The following is a 16,918-nucleotide window of genomic DNA, read 5'->3' as shown; positions in this document are numbered from 1 at the left end:
GCGTACCTCCTAGGCGTAGCCGCGCACGACGGCTGGTTTCCGCGGCGGTGCCGCTTCGCGCTTTTTCACGCCCCAGTGCGCCCAGGTGACGGCCTGCGCATGGGTAATGGGCTTCGTCGGGTCCGACGGTTCCCACGTCATGCCGGCGTTCCCGATCGACCGGGTCGTCGCGAGCTCGAGCGACGCGGTCACCTCGGCCTGGTCGCGGTGCGGCACGAGTCCGGCGTTGACGTCCTCGATGAAGCCGCCGTGCGCGCCCGCGATCTCGTTCATGTTCATCGGCAGGTACTTCACACCGAGCTTGTCGAGGTCGTTGATGATGGCCGCGGCGTTCTTCGGGTCGAGCACGACGAGCGCGTCGCCGAGTTCCGCCTTCAGGTCCCGCACGAACGGGGCGATCCACCGGGTCTGCCGGTCGGTCTTCTTGTGCTCGACGGCGATCTGGTCGTCGTCGAAGCGAGACGCTGCGGCGACGGTGCCGAAGCCGCCTCCGCGGCCCAGGGCGACTGCGATGACCGCCTGTTCGCCCGCGACGGACGCGGCCGGCGTCGCTGAGTCCCTCCACGCGCTGAGGTTCAGTTCGGAGAGGCGGACGGCGGCGTCCGGACGGCGGTTCGGCCAGACGGACAGGCGTTCGCGGAGGAAGGAGTCGCGGCCGAGGCGGTTGAGCTCGTCCTCGATCGCTTCCGGCTTCATTCGGATGCCGAGAGCTGGGTTCGCCTGCTCCCACAGCTCGCGATCCTCGATGTCGAGGCCCGCGGCCAGGTCCGGGTCGTCGGAGCCGTCCGGGGAGAACTCGATCCAGCCGGAGCGGCGGTCGCTACCGGACCGTCCGCGGTCTCGGACGCCCTCGAAGTACTCGGAGTCGTCGAGTTCGTCGGGCACGGTGCCGGTGAACAGGATCTGGTGGTTCGGCACGGACGACATCGTCGGGAGGAGCGCGTCCATCGCCGAGATCGGTGTCTGCTGCCCCTCGTCGACGACGAGGACGTCGCAGGTGAAGCCGACGCCGGAGTTCTTCGACCGGGCGAGGAACCGGAGGCGGGTGCCGTCCTTCAGCTCGAAGCCCTCTTCGCCGTGCGATGTCGAGATGCCGCCGCGGACACCGCCCTTGAGCTCAGCGACGAGCAGCGGGGAGCTCCGGATGATGCGTTCGATGCGGCGGAAGGCTTCGCGGGCCGTCTTGAACTCGTGAGCGGTGTGCACGATGAGCTTCGGCTCGCCGTCCTCGCGCGGCCACAGGAACAGGTGCCCGAGCTCGTACGGCAGGATCACGTTGCCCTTGCCGTTCTGGCGAGCGACGAGCTCCCCGAACTCCGTGCACGTCCACTGGTCGCGGTCATCGACCGAGAGCAACGCGTCGAGGGACGCTTCCTGCCACGGGTCGACGCCGACCCCGATGAGGTACAGCAGATCGAGCAGCTCGTCGACCTTGCTGCCGGCGCGCGGCGGGAGGGTGAGGAGCCTAGGCTCCTGCCTGCCGTGCAGCTCGCGCTCGAGCAAGCTGTTCGCCGAGGGACTCACTCTTCGCTCCCTCCGCGGCGTCGATCTCGCCGAGTTCACGGGCGATCTCCCGCTGCTCCTTGAGCAGGGGGGCCAGCCGGGCCGGTTCGGACTCCTTCACGACAGCGATCGCAGCGCGCACGACTTCGAGACCCTCGCGCAGCACCTCCGCACGCTGCATCCGCTTCTCGTCCGCCACCGGGTCCGCAGGAACCAACGTGAGGACCGGCGTCGCGAACTTCTTCGCGCTGCGCTCAGCCGCGACCGTCTGCGTGCGCTCGTCACGAGCCGCTGCACACGCTGCGTCGACCGGCGATCCGTCCCGCAGGTGCCGCTTGTACGCCGAGTAAGTGCCACACGGGGCCTTCGGACGCGGCACGGCAGCACCTCCAACTGGTGTCGACTCCAATTGGTGTCGATCACACGTTTTGGAGTGGGGAGAGACGCGCCAGGTCAGGCGGGAAGTAGGCAGGCCCTGCGGTTCAAAGGGGTACCCCCTGGGTCAGCGGCGGCGGTCGAGATCCCTGAGGTCGAGCGCGAGGTCAGTGCGTCGCAGTCGTGCTCGTGTAGCCGCCCGGTACTGGGCGGAGCACCCGCTAAGGGGCGTCCGCTGAGCGAGTGGACGGCGCATCGGATGCGATGAAGATTCGGGCGACTTGCCAGCCGCGTACCTACTCCCCGAATAGGTAGCCACGAAGGCTCTGCCGTTCGCGGCCGAGGTAGCGAAGCTCCAGTTGTACCGCGTCGTCATCGGGGTCGGCATCGGCCCCGAGGTCTGCCATGGCGTCTTCAATACGCAGGAGCTTTTCAAGAAGGTCCTCGCGATCTGGCTCCGCTGAACGCGTAGTGCCCACAGCTCGCAGGATGTGGCTCCCGACGCTTGTCGGTCCTGGTGCCCAGCGAACGTCGTTCTCGAGTCGCCCGATGCGGGCGCTGATGGAAGCCAGGGCCTCGGCGATGCGAGCGTTGCTCTCAGCGCCCGGTTCATGAGCAGACAACGATTCAAAAGCGCCGTAGGTGCTAAGCGGGTTGCGGATCTCGTCCGGATGGTCCTGAAGCCACTGTTGAGAACCTCGGAGCGCCTTAATCGCGGAGTCGACGGATTCCGGGTCCTGCAAGTCGTAGAAGACTGCTCGTTGATCAGTTACGTCGAACGGGAGGCGTTCACCCTTCGTCATGAGATGGATCACAGGCTTCTTGAATCCGTGCGCAACTGCGAGCTCATAGAAGACGTTGGGATTATGGCCAGTCAGGTCTGCAACGATCAGGTCGCTATCCGCAATGCGCTTAATTACTTGCGCAGTGATCGAGTCGGGCGCATCTTCCTCGTCAGCGCGGTGGACAGCCCACTCGGGCTTCGCGAACGCTTTCCGAATGATGAAGTTGAGCGTCAGCCGGGCGTTGCGGTTAACGGTAGAGCCGACCTCGCCGATCGGCGAGATTACGAAGACCGTCTTCTCGTCAAAGCTGCTCTTAGGAACACGCCGCGACATATCCTCATTCATGCAGAGAAGCTAGCAGACGATCGTGACACGGCCCCCACCGTGTGAACCTTCAGGACGCGGGCCAGATGTCGACGGCCGCGCTGTCGCCCTTGCTCGCGTTGCAGTGGCGATGCATCGGCTGGAGCTCCTGGCCGGCGAGGCGGCCGCCGTTGGCGAGAGCGTCGGGGTGGTCAGCGGTGAAGGCGTCACGGTGTCCGGCGGGGAGTGTGATGTCAATCTGTTCGCCGCACCACCAGCAGTGCAGGTTCTCGGCTGCGGTGCGTCGCTTCAGTGCGGCCTGCGCACGGCGGTAGGCACGGTGCCCGTGACCGTTGCGCGGCGTGCTCATGCGGGCTCCCGGGGCGTGTGCGTGTTGGTGAGGTGTTCACGGGGTGGGCGCTGGTACGCCAGGGCATGCATCAAGCCCGGAGGAGACGCTCACGCTTGGTGGCGACCTCGACGATCGTTTCGACGCGTCTTGTGAGGCGCATGCTCTTGCTCCTTACGAACTCAGTTGCTTGGTCGAGAGGGCGAGCTGTGCGGAAGTTTGTGAGCAAGAGGCAACTATCAGAGCGGCTCGACGTGCTGGGGGCTGATGTTGCGGAGTTATCCCAAGTAGTGACCAACGTCGAGTCGAGTTTGGCCACTGTCGCAGTCAACGCCGAGCCAGGTGGTGACCACCGCAAGCCGCCCAAGGCGTGGTGGGCCATCGTTGGAATCGTTCCGGTGGCCCTCGCACTCGCTATCGCTGCGGCGCACTTTGTCTACACCAAGGATGCGGGGAGTCCATTCCGCGTCTTCGCGGACGTCATCGGGGCAGTTCTCGTGGTGCTGTCGGTCGTGGCTCAAAGCGTTTTGGTCATTCTCGATGCGTGGGGTATCGATGAGTCCGACCGAACTCGTTCGATCACGTCCATTGTCTCGATCGTGATCGGGATCGTTGGCGGTACGTTCGTCGCGATCGGAGCGCTCAACGCGCATGGCGCTTAGGTGATCGTCCTGGCAATCAGGGTGAGGCAGAGGGGCAACCACTGTGCGGTGGTGAGGACCGCGCGGCGCATCTCCTCTGGCTCGGCGGCCAGAAGGGTCCTCGCCGTGCCGTGACCCGAACCACGTCACGTCGACAGAAGGGGATCCCCGAGCTCCACGCAGCAGGACGATGAGGTGCGTGTCTGCGGGCCGAAGAAGAAGGCGTTTACTGTTGGTGACGTGAACAAGACGTTGGTTGGGAAAGCCCTCGACGGATCCTCCTTCCCCGTTCAGATGACGTGGGCCGATGACGGACCGCAGGTGATCGCTGTCAAACAAGCAACTGTGGAGGGCGAAACGCCAGGCGGCGTCCTCGGGTTCGATCTGATGTTGGATCCGGCGGGGGTCGAGATCTACGAACCCGCCGGCTCTGTCGGTTTCCAGATGAAGGTGACGTTCAACTCGCGAGGAGAACGGCGAGGGGGAGCAGACGGCATCACGTTCTACAACGGCCAGATCGTGCCCCAGTGGATTCAGCTGCAGACGGGTATCCCGCTGGACACGCCCTTCGACGAGGTCGCGATCGAACTCTGGATGTCCCGGTAGAGCGCCCCGGCAGATTCGAACTGCCGACCGTGCGGGTAGAAACCGCGTGCTCTTCCGCTGAGCTAGGGGCGCGAGGTGGCCGACGAGATGTCGGCGGTGGAGGAGATGATGCGGCACATCCCTCTAACGAAAGGCGTTACTCATGGCTGCTGATGGCTTCAAGGTTCAGGCGAAGGCTTACGACACCGAGATCAGGCTCTTGGCCCAGATCGATAAGGCAATCGAGGACGGGTGGCCGACTCAGCAGATCCAAGACCTCGCGCTGGCCTACCGCTACGTCTCGGGTGGGACCCAGCCGGGCGCGGTCGTCATCAAGAAGTAGTTCTGACGCGCACTAACGCAGCATGCCCGCCCGGGATTTCCCTGGCGGGCATGCGGTGTCACGGACAGCATAGCGCCAACGGGGCCTGCGTTTGTCAAGTCGGACCGCGTGTCACTCCGGCTTGGGGTGGCGTACCTTCCCGGCAACGGTGCCGAGGAACTTCGGAAGCACTGAGGGGGTCGCGTACTTCTTCGCGAGCCTTGCCTGCACCCGGTCGGCCTTCTGCTGCTCCTTCACCGCGAGCAGCCGGCGCTCGATCTCGTCGCTGTATTCAGCCTGCGTCCACTGGTCCGAGCACTCGACGCAGAGGACGCGTGCGCCCTCGGGCGGGAGGAACACCTGCCTGCCCTTCTCGGTCCAGGTCTTCACCTTGGTGAACGGGTACAGCGCCACCCGGCCGCCGCACCCACCGACACGGCAGCTGAGGTTCGACCAGTGCGGTGTTGCGTTCACCGGGTAGCGAGCCGCCGCCTGGTGGATCTCGTTGAGCTCGGTCGTGAAGTAAGCAACGTCGTCGGGCTGACGGCGGAAGATCTCGTCGAGGTGGATGAGCAGCCACCGAGACATGATCGAGACGTCGTAGCGAGCCTGGTGGGGCTCGCTGCCGAGAGGCAACCCGACGACGCTGCCGGCACGAGTACGCCACGCCTGTTTCGCCGGTCCAGGGGATTGCACCTTAAGTGCGTTGCCCCAGAACAGTGCCCAGTGCACGATGCGCCCGTAAAGCTCGTTCGCATCGCTGAACGCCCCTTCGTTGAACGGCAGCGGTGGTTCGACTCGCTTCGACCGGACCGTGTCGTCCGCGCCCGGTTTCGTCTTGATCGGGATGAGGGCGACCATGTGCTCGATCAGGTCCGGGGCCTGTCGCAGCGCATCGCGCGCGTTCTCGTACTTTGTGGTGGTGTCCGTCACGTTGGCTCCTTCATGGTGGTCTCGGTGGTCTCGGTGGGCTGGGTCAGGCGGGCATCCAGGGCATTTCGCCCGGGCTCCCTCGGCGGAGGTGTTTCGGCCAGTGCCGTTCGTCGCGGTCGCCGCGCCAACGGACGACGGCGACCATGGAGTCGTCGTCTTCGATCGGGCGGAGGCCGAGTCCGAACTCGGGCCAGCCGAGGAGTGCAGATGACCCGCGGGGGCGGAGGTCGCGCTCGCCGCCGAGGGACTTGCCGTGGCCGGCGTGCGCTTCCATGACGAGCGCGACGCCGCGTTCCCGGAGCCCGTCGAGGGCGACGATGAGCGGGGCTGCGTCGTCGTCGGAGTTGATGGCTTTCGCCAGCAGCTTGTAGAGCGGCCCGATGTACACCAGGTCGGGTTTGTGGCTGTCCATGAGCTTGTGGACCTGGTCGAGGTCCGCTTGCCGGGTGAGGTCGAGACGCGTGCCGGCGGACACGAGGACCTGCTTGCCGGGGTCGTCGGTGCCGTACTGGCGCGCCATGTTCGTGACGTAGCGGGCGTTGCGTGCCCACTGGACCTCGCTGTTCTCCGCGTCGATGGCGAGGACGCGGATGGGCGCGGTTTGCTGGTTATGGAACGGGTGCACGCCGGCGGCCGCGGCGATGGCGAGCTGACGGCTGAAGTACGACTTCCCGGACCCCTCACCGCCGGTGAGGATGAGCCGGTCGCGTCGTTCGAGGAGGCCGGGGATGAGCCAGTCCTGCGTGTCCGCGATGTTGAGGATGTCGGCGAGGTACTTCGGTTCGAGGATCGCAGCGCCGACAGATGCACGGCGGCGCTGAACTTCGTCGTTGACCTCGAGCATCTCGATCTTCTGCGCGACGAGGCGTTCGAAGTTCTCGTCGACCGGTGCCGGTGCCGCTTGCTCTTCGGGAAGGACCATCGGCTCGAAGTCGCCCCAGCCGAAGCCTGCAGCGATGTGTTCAGCGGGGTCCTTGCCGACGTGGGGCTGCAGCAGTTCAACTGAGGCCGCTTTGCCTGCGAGCAGGTCACGGACTTGCAGCGCGTGCCGCAGCCCCGGCTCGTCCATGTCGCGCACGACACGGACCGTTTTGCCGTGCAACGGTTCCAGGTCGTAGAGCCCGAACTTGCCGGCTCCGCCTGGGTTGCAGACGGCGACGAGTCCGAGCTTCTCGAGCGCGAGGACGTCCTTCTCACCCTCGGCGACGTAGACCACGGAGACGTCGCCGTTGACCCGTTCGATGCGGTACAGGGACCGGTCTTCCTTGTTCCCCGACTGGAAGAACCGCTTGTCGGGCGACCGGTGCACCACCCGCCCGCCCTGGTACCTGTAGTCCATGCCCTTGCGGGGCTCGTCGAACAAGTCCTGCATGGTCAGGTTCAGGGCGGCGAGTACGTCGGTGATGGGGTCGGAGAAGGAGTAGACGAGGGTGCTGCCCTCGATCGACTGGATCGACACCGACCGGTCCCGTCCGGAGTGGCCGGGCGCTTGCGCTTCGGCGGAGTCGTTTCCCTTCTGGTAGACGCGCAGCCCTTGGTTCGTGAACGCGTCGATGACGCGGTCGAAGCTAGCCCTGCCCATCGGCGCTCCGCCCAATCTGCCCGTACTCCTCGAACGTCAGCGGCTCCGTGATCGCGATGTTCAGCTCGTGCAGCCGGGCAGCTTCCCGCTCGGCGTGCTCGGCTCGCATCAACGCGTCGTCCCGCTGACGGCGCAGCTCACGTCGCGTTGCCAAACGGAACCACCCCCACTCCGCCCGGCTCGCCGTACTCGGGGTCGTTCTCGATCGCGTCGACGGCCCACCGCTGACCGGGCGGGGGAGGCGGGTGCGGGCCCCGGACCTCCCGCTCGCGAGCCACGCGGAGCTTCCGCTGCTCGATGATGTGCCCGGGCTCGAAGTAGACGCCCGGTTTCGTGCGGCGGTGTGCGATGAGTGCCGTCTGCGCCTCGTCGAATGGGATATCGCCGACGATGGCGTGCCACGCGTTCACGATCTCCGGCGTGATGCTGCGGTGATCAATTGCCGAGGCGACCGTGAGCAGCTTCGAGACTTCGGTCTTGTTCACGCTGTTCCTCCTGTTCGAATTGACGGACGACGTCGAGGTTCGCGACGTAGGCCGGTTGCTTAGTGGGTGTCTGCGCACGGTTCGGCAGTGGTTCGTCATCCCAACGGCCCTGGTTGAGCCAGGACGCCGGGTGCGCGATGAACTGCTTGTTGGCAGGCAGATTCGGATCGTTCGCGAACCGACGAGCGGCCTCGATGAGCGTGTGCGCAGGCGTCCCGCCCTTCACGGCATGGAAGAACGCGGCTTGGGCTTTGAGGCGGCCGACCTTCCGTGGGTAGACCTTGTAGAACCGCTCGAAGGCGTCAGCAAGAGACTCGATCACGCTCGTCTCCGGAGGAGCGAGCAAGAGAACTTCTTGTTGATCGTCTTCTTCCAGATGGTGTTCTGGTAGATGGTCTTCTTTAGTGTCGGATTCACCGACGACGGGTGAACCGTCGTCGGATGAACCGTCACCGGCGAATCCACCGATGTCGGGTTTTCCGTCAGCGGTGAGCGGTTCGCTGAGCTCGTACTCGACCTCGTTGAACCGGCCCCCGTCGCCTCTGTTCTGCACCCGACGGAGGTACCCGAACGCGGACAACTCGTTCACGACGGTGCGGATCGCGTCTCGCCCTTCCGGGCCTGTTCGCTGCAGCGCGGCGATGGTGATGTGCCAGCCCACGCGGTGCGACATCAGCTCGAGGAGCATCCCCTTCGCTCGCCGGGAAAGCCGGTTGTCGCGGGCCCAGTCGTTCGGGACCTGCACATAGCGTCCCTCGAAGCTGAGGCTTGAGCGTCGGATCCCCATCAGCTCACCTCGGCTCGGATCGCTCGGGCGAGCATGGTCGCGACGTCGGGCAGTTGCGCCACCATGTCAGCGTGCGTGAGCTTGCCCTGCTGCCCGTAGACGGCCAGCCGGAGCACGTTCTGCAGCTGCATGAGGATCGGGAACGAGACGCCGAGCGCGTTGGTCGGGTTCGGCGTCGCCTCGGTGCGCTGCTGCATAACCTCGTCGAAGACGCGGTCGACCAGGGCGAGCGCCGGCACGAGCTCGTCGAGGTGGTCAGTCGGCAACTGAGGGGGCTCGCGCAGGGCGATGGCGAACAGGAAGTGCCCGTCGTGCACGGTGCCATACCCGTGCCGCTCGAGCTCCCGCGCAGCTGCCTCAGCGTCCTCGGGTGTCCAAGTGCCGCTGTCCTGTTCGAGGATGTCGAACACGGCGCAGGGGGCCGACAGGTGGTCGTTCAAGGCCTCCCGTGCAGCGGCGGAGAGAGTGCCGCTGACTGCGAGGTGGTGCGTCAAGTTGGTCACGATTCGTCTCCGTCCGTGTAGGTGATGTCGAGGGGGAGGCCCTGCCGGATCGCGGCGGCCTTCGCGGTGAGGGACGCGCCGAGCGCATCAGCGGCGTCCGGGCTGAGGGTGAGGGTGTGGCCGTCGCAGCCGAAGCCGTCACCGTGGAGCGAACCGCGAAGAGGGGTGAGGTCGACGACGACGACGGGCGAATCGTCCTCGAACTGCTCTGATGTGACAGGCAGCGGTGCCGTCGTGCTGACGGCGGCGCTCGCCGCAGTCACGTCGTCACCGTCGTGGGCTTCCGGTTGAGGACCGCTGCGTACGCGCTCGCCTCCTGGTACGCGGCGGTGAAAGCGAGGAAGTCCGCGGCGGCGAGCGCCATGTCGTCCGACACTTCCGCGTACACCGACCATTCGTCGTCCTGGTCGTCGACGCGCTCGACTGAGACGATCCAGCCGTTGCCGCGCTTCTCGTCGGCGTGGTGAAGGCCAGGAGTGCCGGTACGGCCGTCCATGCCGTCGATGTGTCGGGTGTTGTCGCAGCCGAGGACAGCGCAGGGACGCGGCGGGTCCTTCATCAGCCGGCAGACCGCCTCGGTGACCTTGCCGACGTAGCTCCGGGTCGGGTCGAACAGGCCGTCCTCGACCTTCGCCAGGTATGCGGTCGACGTGCCGGCCATGGCGGCGACGAGGGGCTGGGAGACGCCGCTCTGCTCGCGGAGGGCCTTGAGGTGGCGGCCGGTGCCGGCGGGTGCGGTCTTCATGCGGCCACCGCCTCGGCTACGCGACGGAAACGGACGCTGACCTCGAGGGTTCGCTGGTCGACCACTGCGTTGACGTACTCGTACATGCCGAGGAACACGAACTCGAATCCGAGGGGGTTGCCGGGCTCGTCGGGGTCGTCGCCGCCCCAGAGGTAGCCCGGGGCCTTGTCGTCGAGGTGCGCCATGCGCTCTGGAGCGTCGGCGTACACCCTCGTCGGCATGACGTTGTCACGACGAGTCGAGAGCTTGAACTGTGTGCCCGGTTCGATCGGCTGCACCTTGCCTCCGACGCGGACCTGGTCGACGTACGTCAGGTTGACGTCAACGGTGTCGGTTCCGAACTCGCGGAGGACAGCGGCATCGATGTCAGAGGGGTGTGAGACACTGCTGGAAGTCATTGTGATTTTCCTTCGGGAGTGAAGGCCCGGCGTTCCAGCGCCGGGCCTTCGTCATGTGGTGGGTTGGTCGGGGTCGAGGTACCAGTCGTTGACCTCGAGGTCTTCGTCGGCTTGCGCGAGATCGCGGCGGAGTTCGCGGGCCCGTTTGCTGCGGGTGTAGTTCCGCCAGCCACGGGGGGCGAGGTCGTCGCTGGGCTCGTCGCTCACAGCCCGGACGGCAGGAGCATCGCGGCGAACCAGACGCTGACGATGCCGATGGGGACGAGCCAGTTGGTGATGCGGGTGCGGTGCATCGGTGCTCCTTCGTGTCAGAGGGGAAGATGACGACGTGCGTCGTGTGCCCGTTCCGAGTGCCGATCTCGGTCTGACCCCGCAGGCGTGCCTGCTCCTGGGGACGGGCGTGAACCGAGCCGTTCCTGACCGCACGCTGGGCGGCCGTGTTGACCCCTCGCGGGGTAGCTCTCGGTCCGTAATGCTTGGTGCGGGACGACGGGTTGCCCAGCGACGGGTGCCGTGTACGTCTCGCCTTGCTTTGTTGCCACGCTGTTGAGTTCTCAAGGTTCTGTTGCGGCGGGGGCGTGCTCCGCAGAGCCGTTTCCGAGCGCGCCGACCAGCGCCATCCGTGTGGCGCGCGGGTCGGAAGAAGGGGGAGCGGTTAGTCCCGCTCGGTGAGGCCCGCGACGTAGCGGTCGAGGTCCTCCTTGCGGAACTTGATCCGCTTGGTGTCGCCGACGGGTATCAACTCACCCTTGGCTCGAAGGTCATCAACGTCGCGAAGGCTGCCGCTGATGTAGTAGGCGGCGAGCTCCCGGGTGAACAGGGCGGGAGCGAACTCGATGCGGGGAACCGTCATGCAGCCTCCTGCGTGATGACCGGGTAGCTGATTGCTTCCAGCGAGACCCCAAGGGAGTCAGCGAGCCTGCGCATGACAGCGGGGGACGGCTGTCGTGCGCCGTTCTCGAGCTTGGTGAGGTAGCCGGGGTCGACCTCCGCACGCTTGGCGAGCTGCCCGTGACGGAGACCCGCGAGTTCGCGGATGACCTGGAGGGCCGTCCCGTTCAGTCGTCGTGTCTGCATGTGTCCATAGTAGGCAAAAAGACTGCGTTTGGCGGGAGTGGCAACGAAGTTTTCCTTCGTGTCGCGCGGTTGTGGGGTTGGAGCGGTCCGGCGGTTGCCATCCGTTGCCTGATTCTGCTTGAATGGCGTTCGTGATCACAGGAGAGTCGTTGAGGAGCGCGCGCGAAGCAGCCCACCTCACCCAGCAGCAGGTAGCAGATCGGGTGGGCGTATCTCTCCGAACCGTAGGCAATTGGGAGCGCAGCAGCGACGACGCAGTGCCTCGAAAGTGGTGGTCGGACGTGAGGCGCTTCCTCCCCAAGGCGGACATCGATGTGGCAATGAAGTTGCCTCCACAGATCAACATGGACATCGACGGCGACGACTTTCAGTCGGACCTTCGAGCATCCGTCCGCCGGATCTTTGGTGACGGTCCCCTCAACGGAGAGCAGATTCAAAACCTGTCGGATATGTACGACGGGGCAGCGGAAGCGCTGGACTGGGCGGAGCTCGCTACCGCAAGCGGCGTGGATCCAGAACTCATTCGTCAGCTGACTGCGTCGGTTGTCTCTATCGTGATCGACTCCGGCACCTACTCCGTTTTCAATGCGACGAAGAGTCACGACCCGCTGCAGGAGATCATCTTCCGGGCGTCGCAGATCGCAGCAAGAGCGGACGCAAACTCGACCCGGAAGGACTCCTTCCGGTCTCGCATCAGCTTCCCGAAGCCGAGCGTCTCACCTCCGGGCGAAGACGACGAGGCCGGCATTGAGACCGAGGCTGAGGTGCAGTCGGCCTATGGCGAGTCGGCACACCGAGGACCGAGAAAGGCGGATGAGCCGCACGCTGAATGAGAGGAAGTGCATGAAAGACCTGATTTAGCTCGCAGCGTCCTACGGCGTCCGGATCGCGTACGTGCACATCGACGACGCCAACGGCTTCTATGACGCCGAGCAACGCGTCGTGAAGGTCGACATCAGCTCGACACCGAACGAGAAGCGCAGCGTCGTCGCGCACGAGCTTGGGCACGTTCACCACGGGCACACCTGCGGGGACGGGCGGGACGGCGCGTGCCTACGCCGCCTTCCTCCTAGTGCACTCGATTGACTACGCATCCGCGGAGAACGTCAGCGCCGACGTCTTCCACATCGCCGACGAGCTCGGGGTGACCGTCGAGGTGATCGACGACTATCGAGCCATGTGCATCCAGCGCCTCGGGGCGAGCGCACGTGCAGTCGATCGGCTCGTGGGGAGCTTGGCGCAGACGTTGCCGCCGCGAACCTGCTGCCCACGGCTTGATGGCTCCTACTGGTGCTCCGGCCCGTACGGGCTCCACCCTCGTAGGAACGGGCGGAGATCTTCGTGCTTCGGGTCGGGGAAGGTGTGGCCGGAGAGGCTGCGGAAGGGGTCGGCGTCGGCGGTGACCGACTGCGCGAGTGTGACCCATGGCCCTAGGTCGTCCTCACCGGCTTGGTATCGCCGAACCAGTTCATCGGTGAACGATTCCAGCTGTTGGTACTCCGCCCATGTGGCTGCATGGCTGGCGATAAGCGCCCGCCGCTGTTCATCGCGGAAGAGCCGCTTCGCCTTCTCCATCGCTGCAGCCCAGTCAACAGCGCGCTGTCGCTTGTGTTCTTCTGCCTGACGCACCCGTGCTTGAGCCTGCAGCCGACCGACCTCGATGCTTTGAAAGACCTCCCCGAGACGGTCCTCTACCGTCCGAGTCTTCGTCTGAGCCCACTTCGCGCCATCGAAGCTAGAGTTGGGGCGAGCAAGACGGATCTCGAGCTGGCCTGTGGGGACGAACCAGTAGTGGCGGCTCTGCTGCCAAGCGGGGAGACGTTGGATCCGGTTGTACTCCTGCTGGTCGAACTTCCCGGCTTGGTAGTACTCGAACTTCTTCCCACCGCGGCCCGCGACCTCCCGCAGCTGAATTCGCATGACGGTGTCGCCCGTGTCAACCTCGACGTGTCCACTCCACGGAGGTATGCGCTCCCCACGTCGCTGCTTCTTCGCGTCGACCTCTCGAGGATCCCGAACCGCGTAGCCCAGCTGCTCGGCATAGCGGGCGAAGGCCTCGATGACTCGCGATGCTCGGGGGATCAGCTCCTTCGTCACGAACTGATCAGACTTGCTTTCAGCGAAGGTCTTGGCGTGCGCTCCTAGGCGGGCGCGCGGCGCGACCGGAGGGACATTCGGCACGTCGACCAGATCCCAGAAGAAGTCGTCGTACTCGATCACGAGCGGCCACGCTTGCGTCCAGTGCTTGCGTCGGCACGAGAGCTTTTTGCCTCGCGGTCGGGCATCACTGCGATTCACCGCGTCAACGAGCTTGACGTAGTCGACATCGCCGTCCGGCTTGTCGATCGTGAGCGCACGGCCTGCTGCGTCAAGCCGCGCGACGAGTTCTTCAGCGGCGCTGCTTTGAGCTCCTGAGTCCGGCGCTTGCACCGTCGGCGCTCCCTGTTCGGCAGCCACCCGAGCGGTGCCGGCCGCTGTGAGAACTGCCTTCCAACTCGGACCGTGCCCGGTGATGGTCAGCAAACCGCGGCTGGCGAGCGCCTTCGCGGTGATGCGGTGGCCATAGTTGTCGTCGACGTACTCACCGTCAGGGCAGCCGCGTTCGACCCAGCGGAGCACGCGGAGCTGCTTGTCGTTGAGGTGATGGCTCGCGTGCGGCATGGCACGATTGTCCTTTGCAAGGCCGGCTTTTGCACCGCCGAGCCCTGTCTAGCTACAGAGAGACGCCCTCGCAGCCCGCCCAAAGGGCTGCGAGGGCGTCTTGCTTGCCAGGGATGGCGGTGGTGTGTTTGCTTACAGCGTTACGGCGGCCGGCCGACCAGGTTTGCGAGACCAGGTCTGAAGCCAGCTTTCGACTGCTGCTTTCACCCGAAGCGGGCCGGCGGCGGTCTCGACGACCGCGGCAGGGAAGTCGTTGCGCTGCGCGATGGTGCGCGCCCGCTGGCGACTAACGCCCGCCATATCGGCGATCTCGACGAAGCCGACAAGCTCCGGGATGGTGGGATGGTTGTTGCGGTCCTCCCGAACTTCTTCCGTCATGACGTCGAGCTGAACGACCTCGGACTGAGGGAAGGTGGTTTCGATGATTGACTGCGCCGCGGAGACCGCGGCGTTGGCGTTGGTCGCTTCTACGGTCAGGCTTGCTCCGACCCGACTGGATGCCGGGTCGAGGCTGATCTGTCCTGCGTAAGGAGCGAGCGCCTCGAGCACGTTGAACGCGGCGTCGCTGCTGATCCGATCAGCAGTGGAGAGCTCGACGTCCACGTACCAGTTCGTGCGCATGGGGTGCCTCCTGGTTGACCTGTCGTGGTGAGTTGGGTATCCGAATGGGATGGAGGTCTGTGATGCGGCGTGCGGGCAGTGCTACGGTGGGGGAAGTTCAGCCGCAAACTGTTCTTCCCCCATCCGCGCTACTTCCTCCGCGGGAGGAAGCCGGACCTCTTCAGAGCAGCGATCGCGTTCGCGCGCGACCGGTGGTCTGAGTTCGTGAGATGCAGCATGACGAGAGAGGCTTCTGGATCGGGTGGCTTTACCATCCAGCCCTTCGTCCTCTCGGTCACTTCGAAGCTCTGAGCTTCGAGTTCCTCGCGGAGTTCCTTGACCCACTTGTCGGTCATGGGACCTCCATCCCTGTTTAGTTGCGATGTCCACCGGCTGGGTGCTGGCGTACTAACCACTCTACCACGAACTGTTGTCGTTGACAGTGGTTGATGGCTGATGCTGATTGCTAGACGCGAAGTGCGAAGTGGGAACCAAGCTTGTCCATCGCGTCTCGGGCGGCGGCCGATGACACGTGCTGGTAGCGCCGAGTCACTGCCTCCGACTGGTGGCCCACGATCTCGCCGATGATCTTCGCGTCGACGCCGAGCTCCATGAGGACGGTCGCGGTGGTGTGGCGGGCCCAGTGCGTCGTCGGCACCGGCGACCCCGGGGCCAGGTGCTCCTCCTCGATGACGCCAGCCTCGAACAGTAGGTCGCGCCAGCTCTGCTCGTCCTCGCCCCACAGGTACGGTTCACCGTTCGGCTTGCGCCACACGAGGCCGTACGGGTTGGGGCGATCGGCCGTGCTGACCAGGTACCGGCGCAGCGCTTCGGCGAGCGCCGGCATGAGTGGGACGTACCGGGGCTTGCCGGACTTCGGTCGGATCAGGCAGAGGCGACCGTTGAGCTGCTCGTACTCGAATCCGTCCGGGATGCGGAGGCGGCGAGCGCGACACGATCCGGCGCGAGACTTCCCGCACTTCCACCCGCCGTCAGGGTCCTCACCGCATCCGTGCTCGAACGGCACTTCGGACAGCGCCCACTCGACGCCGAGCGTCGGCGTCGGGGAGTCCAGGTCCAGGGAGGCGAGCCGCGCGCCGAGGCGCTCGCCCTGTCGGAGGCCGCCGAGCAGCGCCACCCACCAGCGCGTGCCATCGTCGTGCTCCGCAGCCACCTGCAGCACGCTCAGGGCCGCCTCGGTGCTCAGAGCGCCCCGGTTGGACGCAGCCTGCGCGGGTGCGTCGACGTCCTCGCAGACGTTCCTCGCTGCGATGCCCTCGACACGCGCCGACTCGAGCATCAGGGACAGGACCTGGAACGCCTTCCGCGACGTCGACGAGGACCGTCCGGCGTCGGCCACGGCCTTCGTCATAATCCGGACGTCAGAGGGCTTGAGGAACGCGACCTTCTTCGTACCGATGGTTGGCACGATCCAGTTCCGCGCCACCGACTCGTAGGAGAGGAGAGTGTTCGGCTTCAGGTTCGGCTTCCCGACCGTCTCGAGCCAGTGGTCCGACCATTGCTGCACGGTGGTCTTCGTGTCGAGGGCGGAGCCGTGCTGCTTGATCTGGTCCTTGATGGCGTCAAGCTTCCGCCGAGCCCCCTCCTTCGTCTTCGACGTCACCATGCGCTGCCGCCGGCGGCCGTCCGGGTGGAACCCATCATCGATCACCGCACGCCAGAGCTTGCCGCCACGGATGGCGTAGAGCGCTCCGTCTCCGGAATCTCGCTTCCTCGGCACTAGACGCTCCTTGTCCGCTTGCGCCTGATGTTCTCAGCCTGGCTGACGGGTTCCAGATGGTCAGGATTGACGCACCGACGGTGCAAGCAGCTCCGGCCACCAGGACAATCGGCGTCGTCCGTGTGGCACCGGTGGTCGAGGACCATCCGACGGGGGATCGGTCCCCGATGCTCGGCGTAGACCGCGCGATGAACCGAGCGGTACGGAGCGCCAGTCGATGCGTAGCCGTCGAGGTCAAGCTCGCCAGTCCAATGCCAGCAGCCGTTGTCAGCCACCGTCCATGTCCTCAACTTGGGCTCCTCCCGTGGTGCACACATCAGTACACACAACTAACCGCAATCCGAGTGTTTGCGGTTGCGCTGTCTGATGGTAGCCCGATCCCCGTAGTTTCGGGAAAGTAGGGCGGTGTGGCGAAGATCGCCGCAGTGCCCATTCTACCGCTCCTATTCACTCGTAATGAATAGGTCGTCGGTTCGATTCCGACAGGCGGCTCCGATCACCCCCTCGTTCCTCCCGGAACGAGGGGGTTTCGTGTCTCCGCAG

General features: G+C 65.5%; 25 protein-coding genes and 2 tRNA genes. 6 read left to right on the top strand and 21 right to left on the bottom strand.

Features of this window, described 5'->3' with window-relative positions; translation table 11 throughout:
* Positions 1-9: 9 nt before the first annotated feature.
* From DEJ18_RS10155 to DEJ18_RS10140, 4 genes are all read right to left on the bottom strand, one after another.
* Positions 10-1,503 carry a terminase large subunit domain-containing protein gene (locus DEJ18_RS10155; RefSeq protein WP_111210933.1) on the bottom strand — a complete coding sequence of 498 codons (1,494 nt, stop codon included), beginning with the start codon at positions 1,501-1,503 and terminating at the stop codon, positions 10-12.
* The gene (locus tag DEJ18_RS10150) at positions 1,466-1,882 is read right to left on the bottom strand and encodes a hypothetical protein (protein WP_111210934.1); all 417 of its coding nucleotides are present in this window, start codon (positions 1,880-1,882) and stop codon (positions 1,466-1,468) included. The genes DEJ18_RS10155 and DEJ18_RS10150 overlap by 38 nt, the downstream gene beginning before the upstream one ends.
* 292 nt (positions 1,883-2,174) lie before the next feature.
* The gene (locus tag DEJ18_RS10145) at positions 2,175-3,008 is read right to left on the bottom strand and encodes a hypothetical protein (RefSeq protein WP_111210935.1); all 834 of its coding nucleotides are present in this window, start codon (positions 3,006-3,008) and stop codon (positions 2,175-2,177) included.
* A 49-nt stretch (positions 3,009-3,057) separates the two neighbouring features.
* Positions 3,058-3,336 (bottom strand): HNH endonuclease, encoded by a 279-nt coding sequence (locus DEJ18_RS10140; RefSeq protein ID WP_111210936.1) that lies wholly within the window; start codon positions 3,334-3,336, stop codon positions 3,058-3,060.
* Between the two features lie 269 nt (positions 3,337-3,605).
* Between DEJ18_RS10140 and DEJ18_RS10135 the strand changes: the two genes are divergently transcribed.
* Both DEJ18_RS10135 and DEJ18_RS10130 read left to right on the top strand, forming a co-directional pair.
* A complete protein-coding gene (locus DEJ18_RS10135; RefSeq protein WP_146241595.1) occupies positions 3,606-3,977 on the top strand; it encodes a hypothetical protein in 372 nt (123 codons plus the stop codon).
* 219 nt (positions 3,978-4,196) lie between these two features.
* On the top strand, positions 4,197-4,562 hold the full coding sequence (locus DEJ18_RS10130; RefSeq protein WP_146241596.1) for a hypothetical protein: 366 nt from the start codon (positions 4,197-4,199) through the stop codon (positions 4,560-4,562).
* On the opposite strand, the gene DEJ18_RS10125 is transcribed toward DEJ18_RS10130, so the two are convergent.
* Positions 4,563-4,634 (bottom strand) — tRNA-Arg (locus tag DEJ18_RS10125).
* Between the two features lie 70 nt (positions 4,635-4,704).
* On the opposite strand from DEJ18_RS10125, the gene DEJ18_RS10120 reads away from it, so the two are divergent.
* Positions 4,705-4,884 carry a hypothetical protein gene (locus tag DEJ18_RS10120; RefSeq protein WP_111210939.1) on the top strand — a complete coding sequence of 60 codons (180 nt, stop codon included), beginning with the start codon at positions 4,705-4,707 and terminating at the stop codon, positions 4,882-4,884.
* Positions 4,885-4,995: 111 nt separating this feature from the next.
* Here DEJ18_RS10120 and DEJ18_RS10115 read toward each other — a convergent pair whose 3' ends face one another.
* From DEJ18_RS10115 to DEJ18_RS10060, 12 genes are all read right to left on the bottom strand, one after another.
* On the bottom strand, positions 4,996-5,796 hold the full coding sequence (locus tag DEJ18_RS10115) for a hypothetical protein (RefSeq protein ID WP_111210940.1): 801 nt from the start codon (positions 5,794-5,796) through the stop codon (positions 4,996-4,998).
* A 43-nt stretch (positions 5,797-5,839) separates the two neighbouring features.
* Positions 5,840-7,378 carry an ATP-binding protein gene (locus DEJ18_RS10110; protein ID WP_111210941.1) on the bottom strand — a complete coding sequence of 513 codons (1,539 nt, stop codon included), beginning with the start codon at positions 7,376-7,378 and terminating at the stop codon, positions 5,840-5,842.
* Complete coding sequence (locus DEJ18_RS10105) at positions 7,365-7,487, bottom strand: hypothetical protein (protein WP_258376963.1); 123 nt, start codon at positions 7,485-7,487, stop codon at positions 7,365-7,367. Before DEJ18_RS10105 ends, DEJ18_RS10110 begins: the two co-directional genes overlap by 14 nt.
* Before the next feature lie 28 nt (positions 7,488-7,515).
* On the bottom strand, positions 7,516-7,863 hold the full coding sequence (locus tag DEJ18_RS10100) for a hypothetical protein (protein ID WP_146241597.1): 348 nt from the start codon (positions 7,861-7,863) through the stop codon (positions 7,516-7,518).
* The gene (locus DEJ18_RS10095) at positions 7,814-8,650 is read right to left on the bottom strand and encodes an LvrA C-terminal domain-related protein (protein WP_146241598.1); all 837 of its coding nucleotides are present in this window, start codon (positions 8,648-8,650) and stop codon (positions 7,814-7,816) included. Before DEJ18_RS10095 ends, DEJ18_RS10100 begins: the two co-directional genes overlap by 50 nt.
* Positions 8,650-9,153 (bottom strand): hypothetical protein, encoded by a 504-nt coding sequence (locus DEJ18_RS10090; protein ID WP_111210944.1) that lies wholly within the window; start codon positions 9,151-9,153, stop codon positions 8,650-8,652. The genes DEJ18_RS10095 and DEJ18_RS10090 overlap by 1 nt, the downstream gene beginning before the upstream one ends.
* Positions 9,150-9,416 (bottom strand): hypothetical protein, encoded by a 267-nt coding sequence (locus DEJ18_RS10085; RefSeq protein WP_111210945.1) that lies wholly within the window; start codon positions 9,414-9,416, stop codon positions 9,150-9,152. Before DEJ18_RS10085 ends, DEJ18_RS10090 begins: the two co-directional genes overlap by 4 nt.
* Positions 9,413-9,898: a helix-turn-helix domain-containing protein gene (locus DEJ18_RS10080; protein WP_111210946.1), complete on the bottom strand. Its 486-nt coding sequence runs from the start codon at positions 9,896-9,898 to the stop codon at positions 9,413-9,415. Before DEJ18_RS10080 ends, DEJ18_RS10085 begins: the two co-directional genes overlap by 4 nt.
* Complete coding sequence (locus DEJ18_RS10075; protein ID WP_111210947.1) at positions 9,895-10,296, bottom strand: hypothetical protein; 402 nt, start codon at positions 10,294-10,296, stop codon at positions 9,895-9,897. The genes DEJ18_RS10080 and DEJ18_RS10075 overlap by 4 nt, the downstream gene beginning before the upstream one ends.
* Positions 10,297-10,347: 51 nt before the next feature.
* Positions 10,348-10,503 (bottom strand): hypothetical protein, encoded by a 156-nt coding sequence (locus tag DEJ18_RS10070; protein WP_181434231.1) that lies wholly within the window; start codon positions 10,501-10,503, stop codon positions 10,348-10,350.
* 448 nt (positions 10,504-10,951) lie between these two features.
* Positions 10,952-11,149 (bottom strand): hypothetical protein, encoded by a 198-nt coding sequence (locus DEJ18_RS10065; protein ID WP_111210948.1) that lies wholly within the window; start codon positions 11,147-11,149, stop codon positions 10,952-10,954.
* Positions 11,146-11,373 (bottom strand): helix-turn-helix domain-containing protein, encoded by a 228-nt coding sequence (locus DEJ18_RS10060; RefSeq protein WP_111210949.1) that lies wholly within the window; start codon positions 11,371-11,373, stop codon positions 11,146-11,148. Before DEJ18_RS10060 ends, DEJ18_RS10065 begins: the two co-directional genes overlap by 4 nt.
* Before the next feature lie 122 nt (positions 11,374-11,495).
* Between DEJ18_RS10060 and DEJ18_RS10055 the strand changes: the two genes are divergently transcribed.
* Positions 11,496-12,206 carry a helix-turn-helix transcriptional regulator gene (locus DEJ18_RS10055; RefSeq protein WP_111210950.1) on the top strand — a complete coding sequence of 237 codons (711 nt, stop codon included), beginning with the start codon at positions 11,496-11,498 and terminating at the stop codon, positions 12,204-12,206.
* A gap of 52 nt (positions 12,207-12,258) precedes the next feature.
* A complete protein-coding gene (locus DEJ18_RS10050) occupies positions 12,259-12,459 on the top strand; it encodes an ImmA/IrrE family metallo-endopeptidase (RefSeq protein WP_111210951.1) in 201 nt (66 codons plus the stop codon).
* A 198-nt stretch (positions 12,460-12,657) separates the two neighbouring features.
* On the opposite strand, the gene DEJ18_RS10045 is transcribed toward DEJ18_RS10050, so the two are convergent.
* From DEJ18_RS10045 to DEJ18_RS10030, 4 genes are all read right to left on the bottom strand, one after another.
* On the bottom strand, positions 12,658-14,034 hold the full coding sequence (locus DEJ18_RS10045) for a hypothetical protein (protein ID WP_111210952.1): 1,377 nt from the start codon (positions 14,032-14,034) through the stop codon (positions 12,658-12,660).
* Positions 14,035-14,166: 132 nt separating this feature from the next.
* Positions 14,167-14,655, bottom strand: coding sequence for a hypothetical protein (locus tag DEJ18_RS10040; RefSeq protein ID WP_111210953.1), 489 nt, complete (start codon positions 14,653-14,655; stop codon positions 14,167-14,169).
* A 128-nt stretch (positions 14,656-14,783) separates the two neighbouring features.
* Positions 14,784-14,990 (bottom strand): hypothetical protein, encoded by a 207-nt coding sequence (locus DEJ18_RS10035; RefSeq protein WP_111210954.1) that lies wholly within the window; start codon positions 14,988-14,990, stop codon positions 14,784-14,786.
* A gap of 110 nt (positions 14,991-15,100) precedes the next feature.
* Entirely contained in the window at positions 15,101-16,375 is a 1,275-nt protein-coding gene (locus DEJ18_RS10030) for a tyrosine-type recombinase/integrase (RefSeq protein ID WP_111210955.1), read from the bottom strand.
* Between the two features lie 419 nt (positions 16,376-16,794).
* Between DEJ18_RS10030 and DEJ18_RS10025 the strand changes: the two genes are divergently transcribed.
* Positions 16,795-16,867, top strand: a tRNA-Thr gene (locus DEJ18_RS10025).
* Positions 16,868-16,918 lie beyond the last annotated feature (51 nt).

This window comes from Curtobacterium sp. MCSS17_015, from assembly GCF_003234265.2.
Taxonomy (GTDB): Bacteria; Actinomycetota; Actinomycetes; order Actinomycetales; family Microbacteriaceae; genus Curtobacterium.
This window is presented reverse-complemented; position numbering and strand designations above follow the sequence as displayed.

Coding starts and splice junctions, on each gene's coding strand:
- DEJ18_RS10145 (WP_111210935.1), bottom strand. CDS start 3,008: ATGAATGAGGATATGTCGCGGCGTGTTCCTAAGAGCAGCTTTGACGAG.
- DEJ18_RS10140 (WP_111210936.1), bottom strand. CDS start 3,336: ATGAGCACGCCGCGCAACGGTCACGGGCACCGTGCCTACCGCCGTGCG.
- DEJ18_RS10120 (WP_111210939.1), top strand. CDS start 4,705: ATGGCTGCTGATGGCTTCAAGGTTCAGGCGAAGGCTTACGACACCGAG.
- DEJ18_RS10110 (WP_111210941.1), bottom strand. CDS start 7,378: ATGGGCAGGGCTAGCTTCGACCGCGTCATCGACGCGTTCACGAACCAA.
- DEJ18_RS10105 (WP_258376963.1), bottom strand. CDS start 7,487: ATGCGAGCCGAGCACGCCGAGCGGGAAGCTGCCCGGCTGCACGAGCTG.
- DEJ18_RS10095 (WP_146241598.1), bottom strand. CDS start 8,650: ATGGGGATCCGACGCTCAAGCCTCAGCTTCGAGGGACGCTATGTGCAG.
- DEJ18_RS10080 (WP_111210946.1), bottom strand. CDS start 9,898: ATGAAGACCGCACCCGCCGGCACCGGCCGCCACCTCAAGGCCCTCCGC.
- DEJ18_RS10075 (WP_111210947.1), bottom strand. CDS start 10,296: ATGACTTCCAGCAGTGTCTCACACCCCTCTGACATCGATGCCGCTGTC.
- DEJ18_RS10065 (WP_111210948.1), bottom strand. CDS start 11,149: ATGACGGTTCCCCGCATCGAGTTCGCTCCCGCCCTGTTCACCCGGGAG.
- DEJ18_RS10060 (WP_111210949.1), bottom strand. CDS start 11,373: ATGCAGACACGACGACTGAACGGGACGGCCCTCCAGGTCATCCGCGAA.
- DEJ18_RS10055 (WP_111210950.1), top strand. CDS start 11,496: ATGGCGTTCGTGATCACAGGAGAGTCGTTGAGGAGCGCGCGCGAAGCA.
- DEJ18_RS10045 (WP_111210952.1), bottom strand. CDS start 14,034: ATGCCGCACGCGAGCCATCACCTCAACGACAAGCAGCTCCGCGTGCTC.
- DEJ18_RS10040 (WP_111210953.1), bottom strand. CDS start 14,655: ATGCGCACGAACTGGTACGTGGACGTCGAGCTCTCCACTGCTGATCGG.
- DEJ18_RS10035 (WP_111210954.1), bottom strand. CDS start 14,990: ATGACCGACAAGTGGGTCAAGGAACTCCGCGAGGAACTCGAAGCTCAG.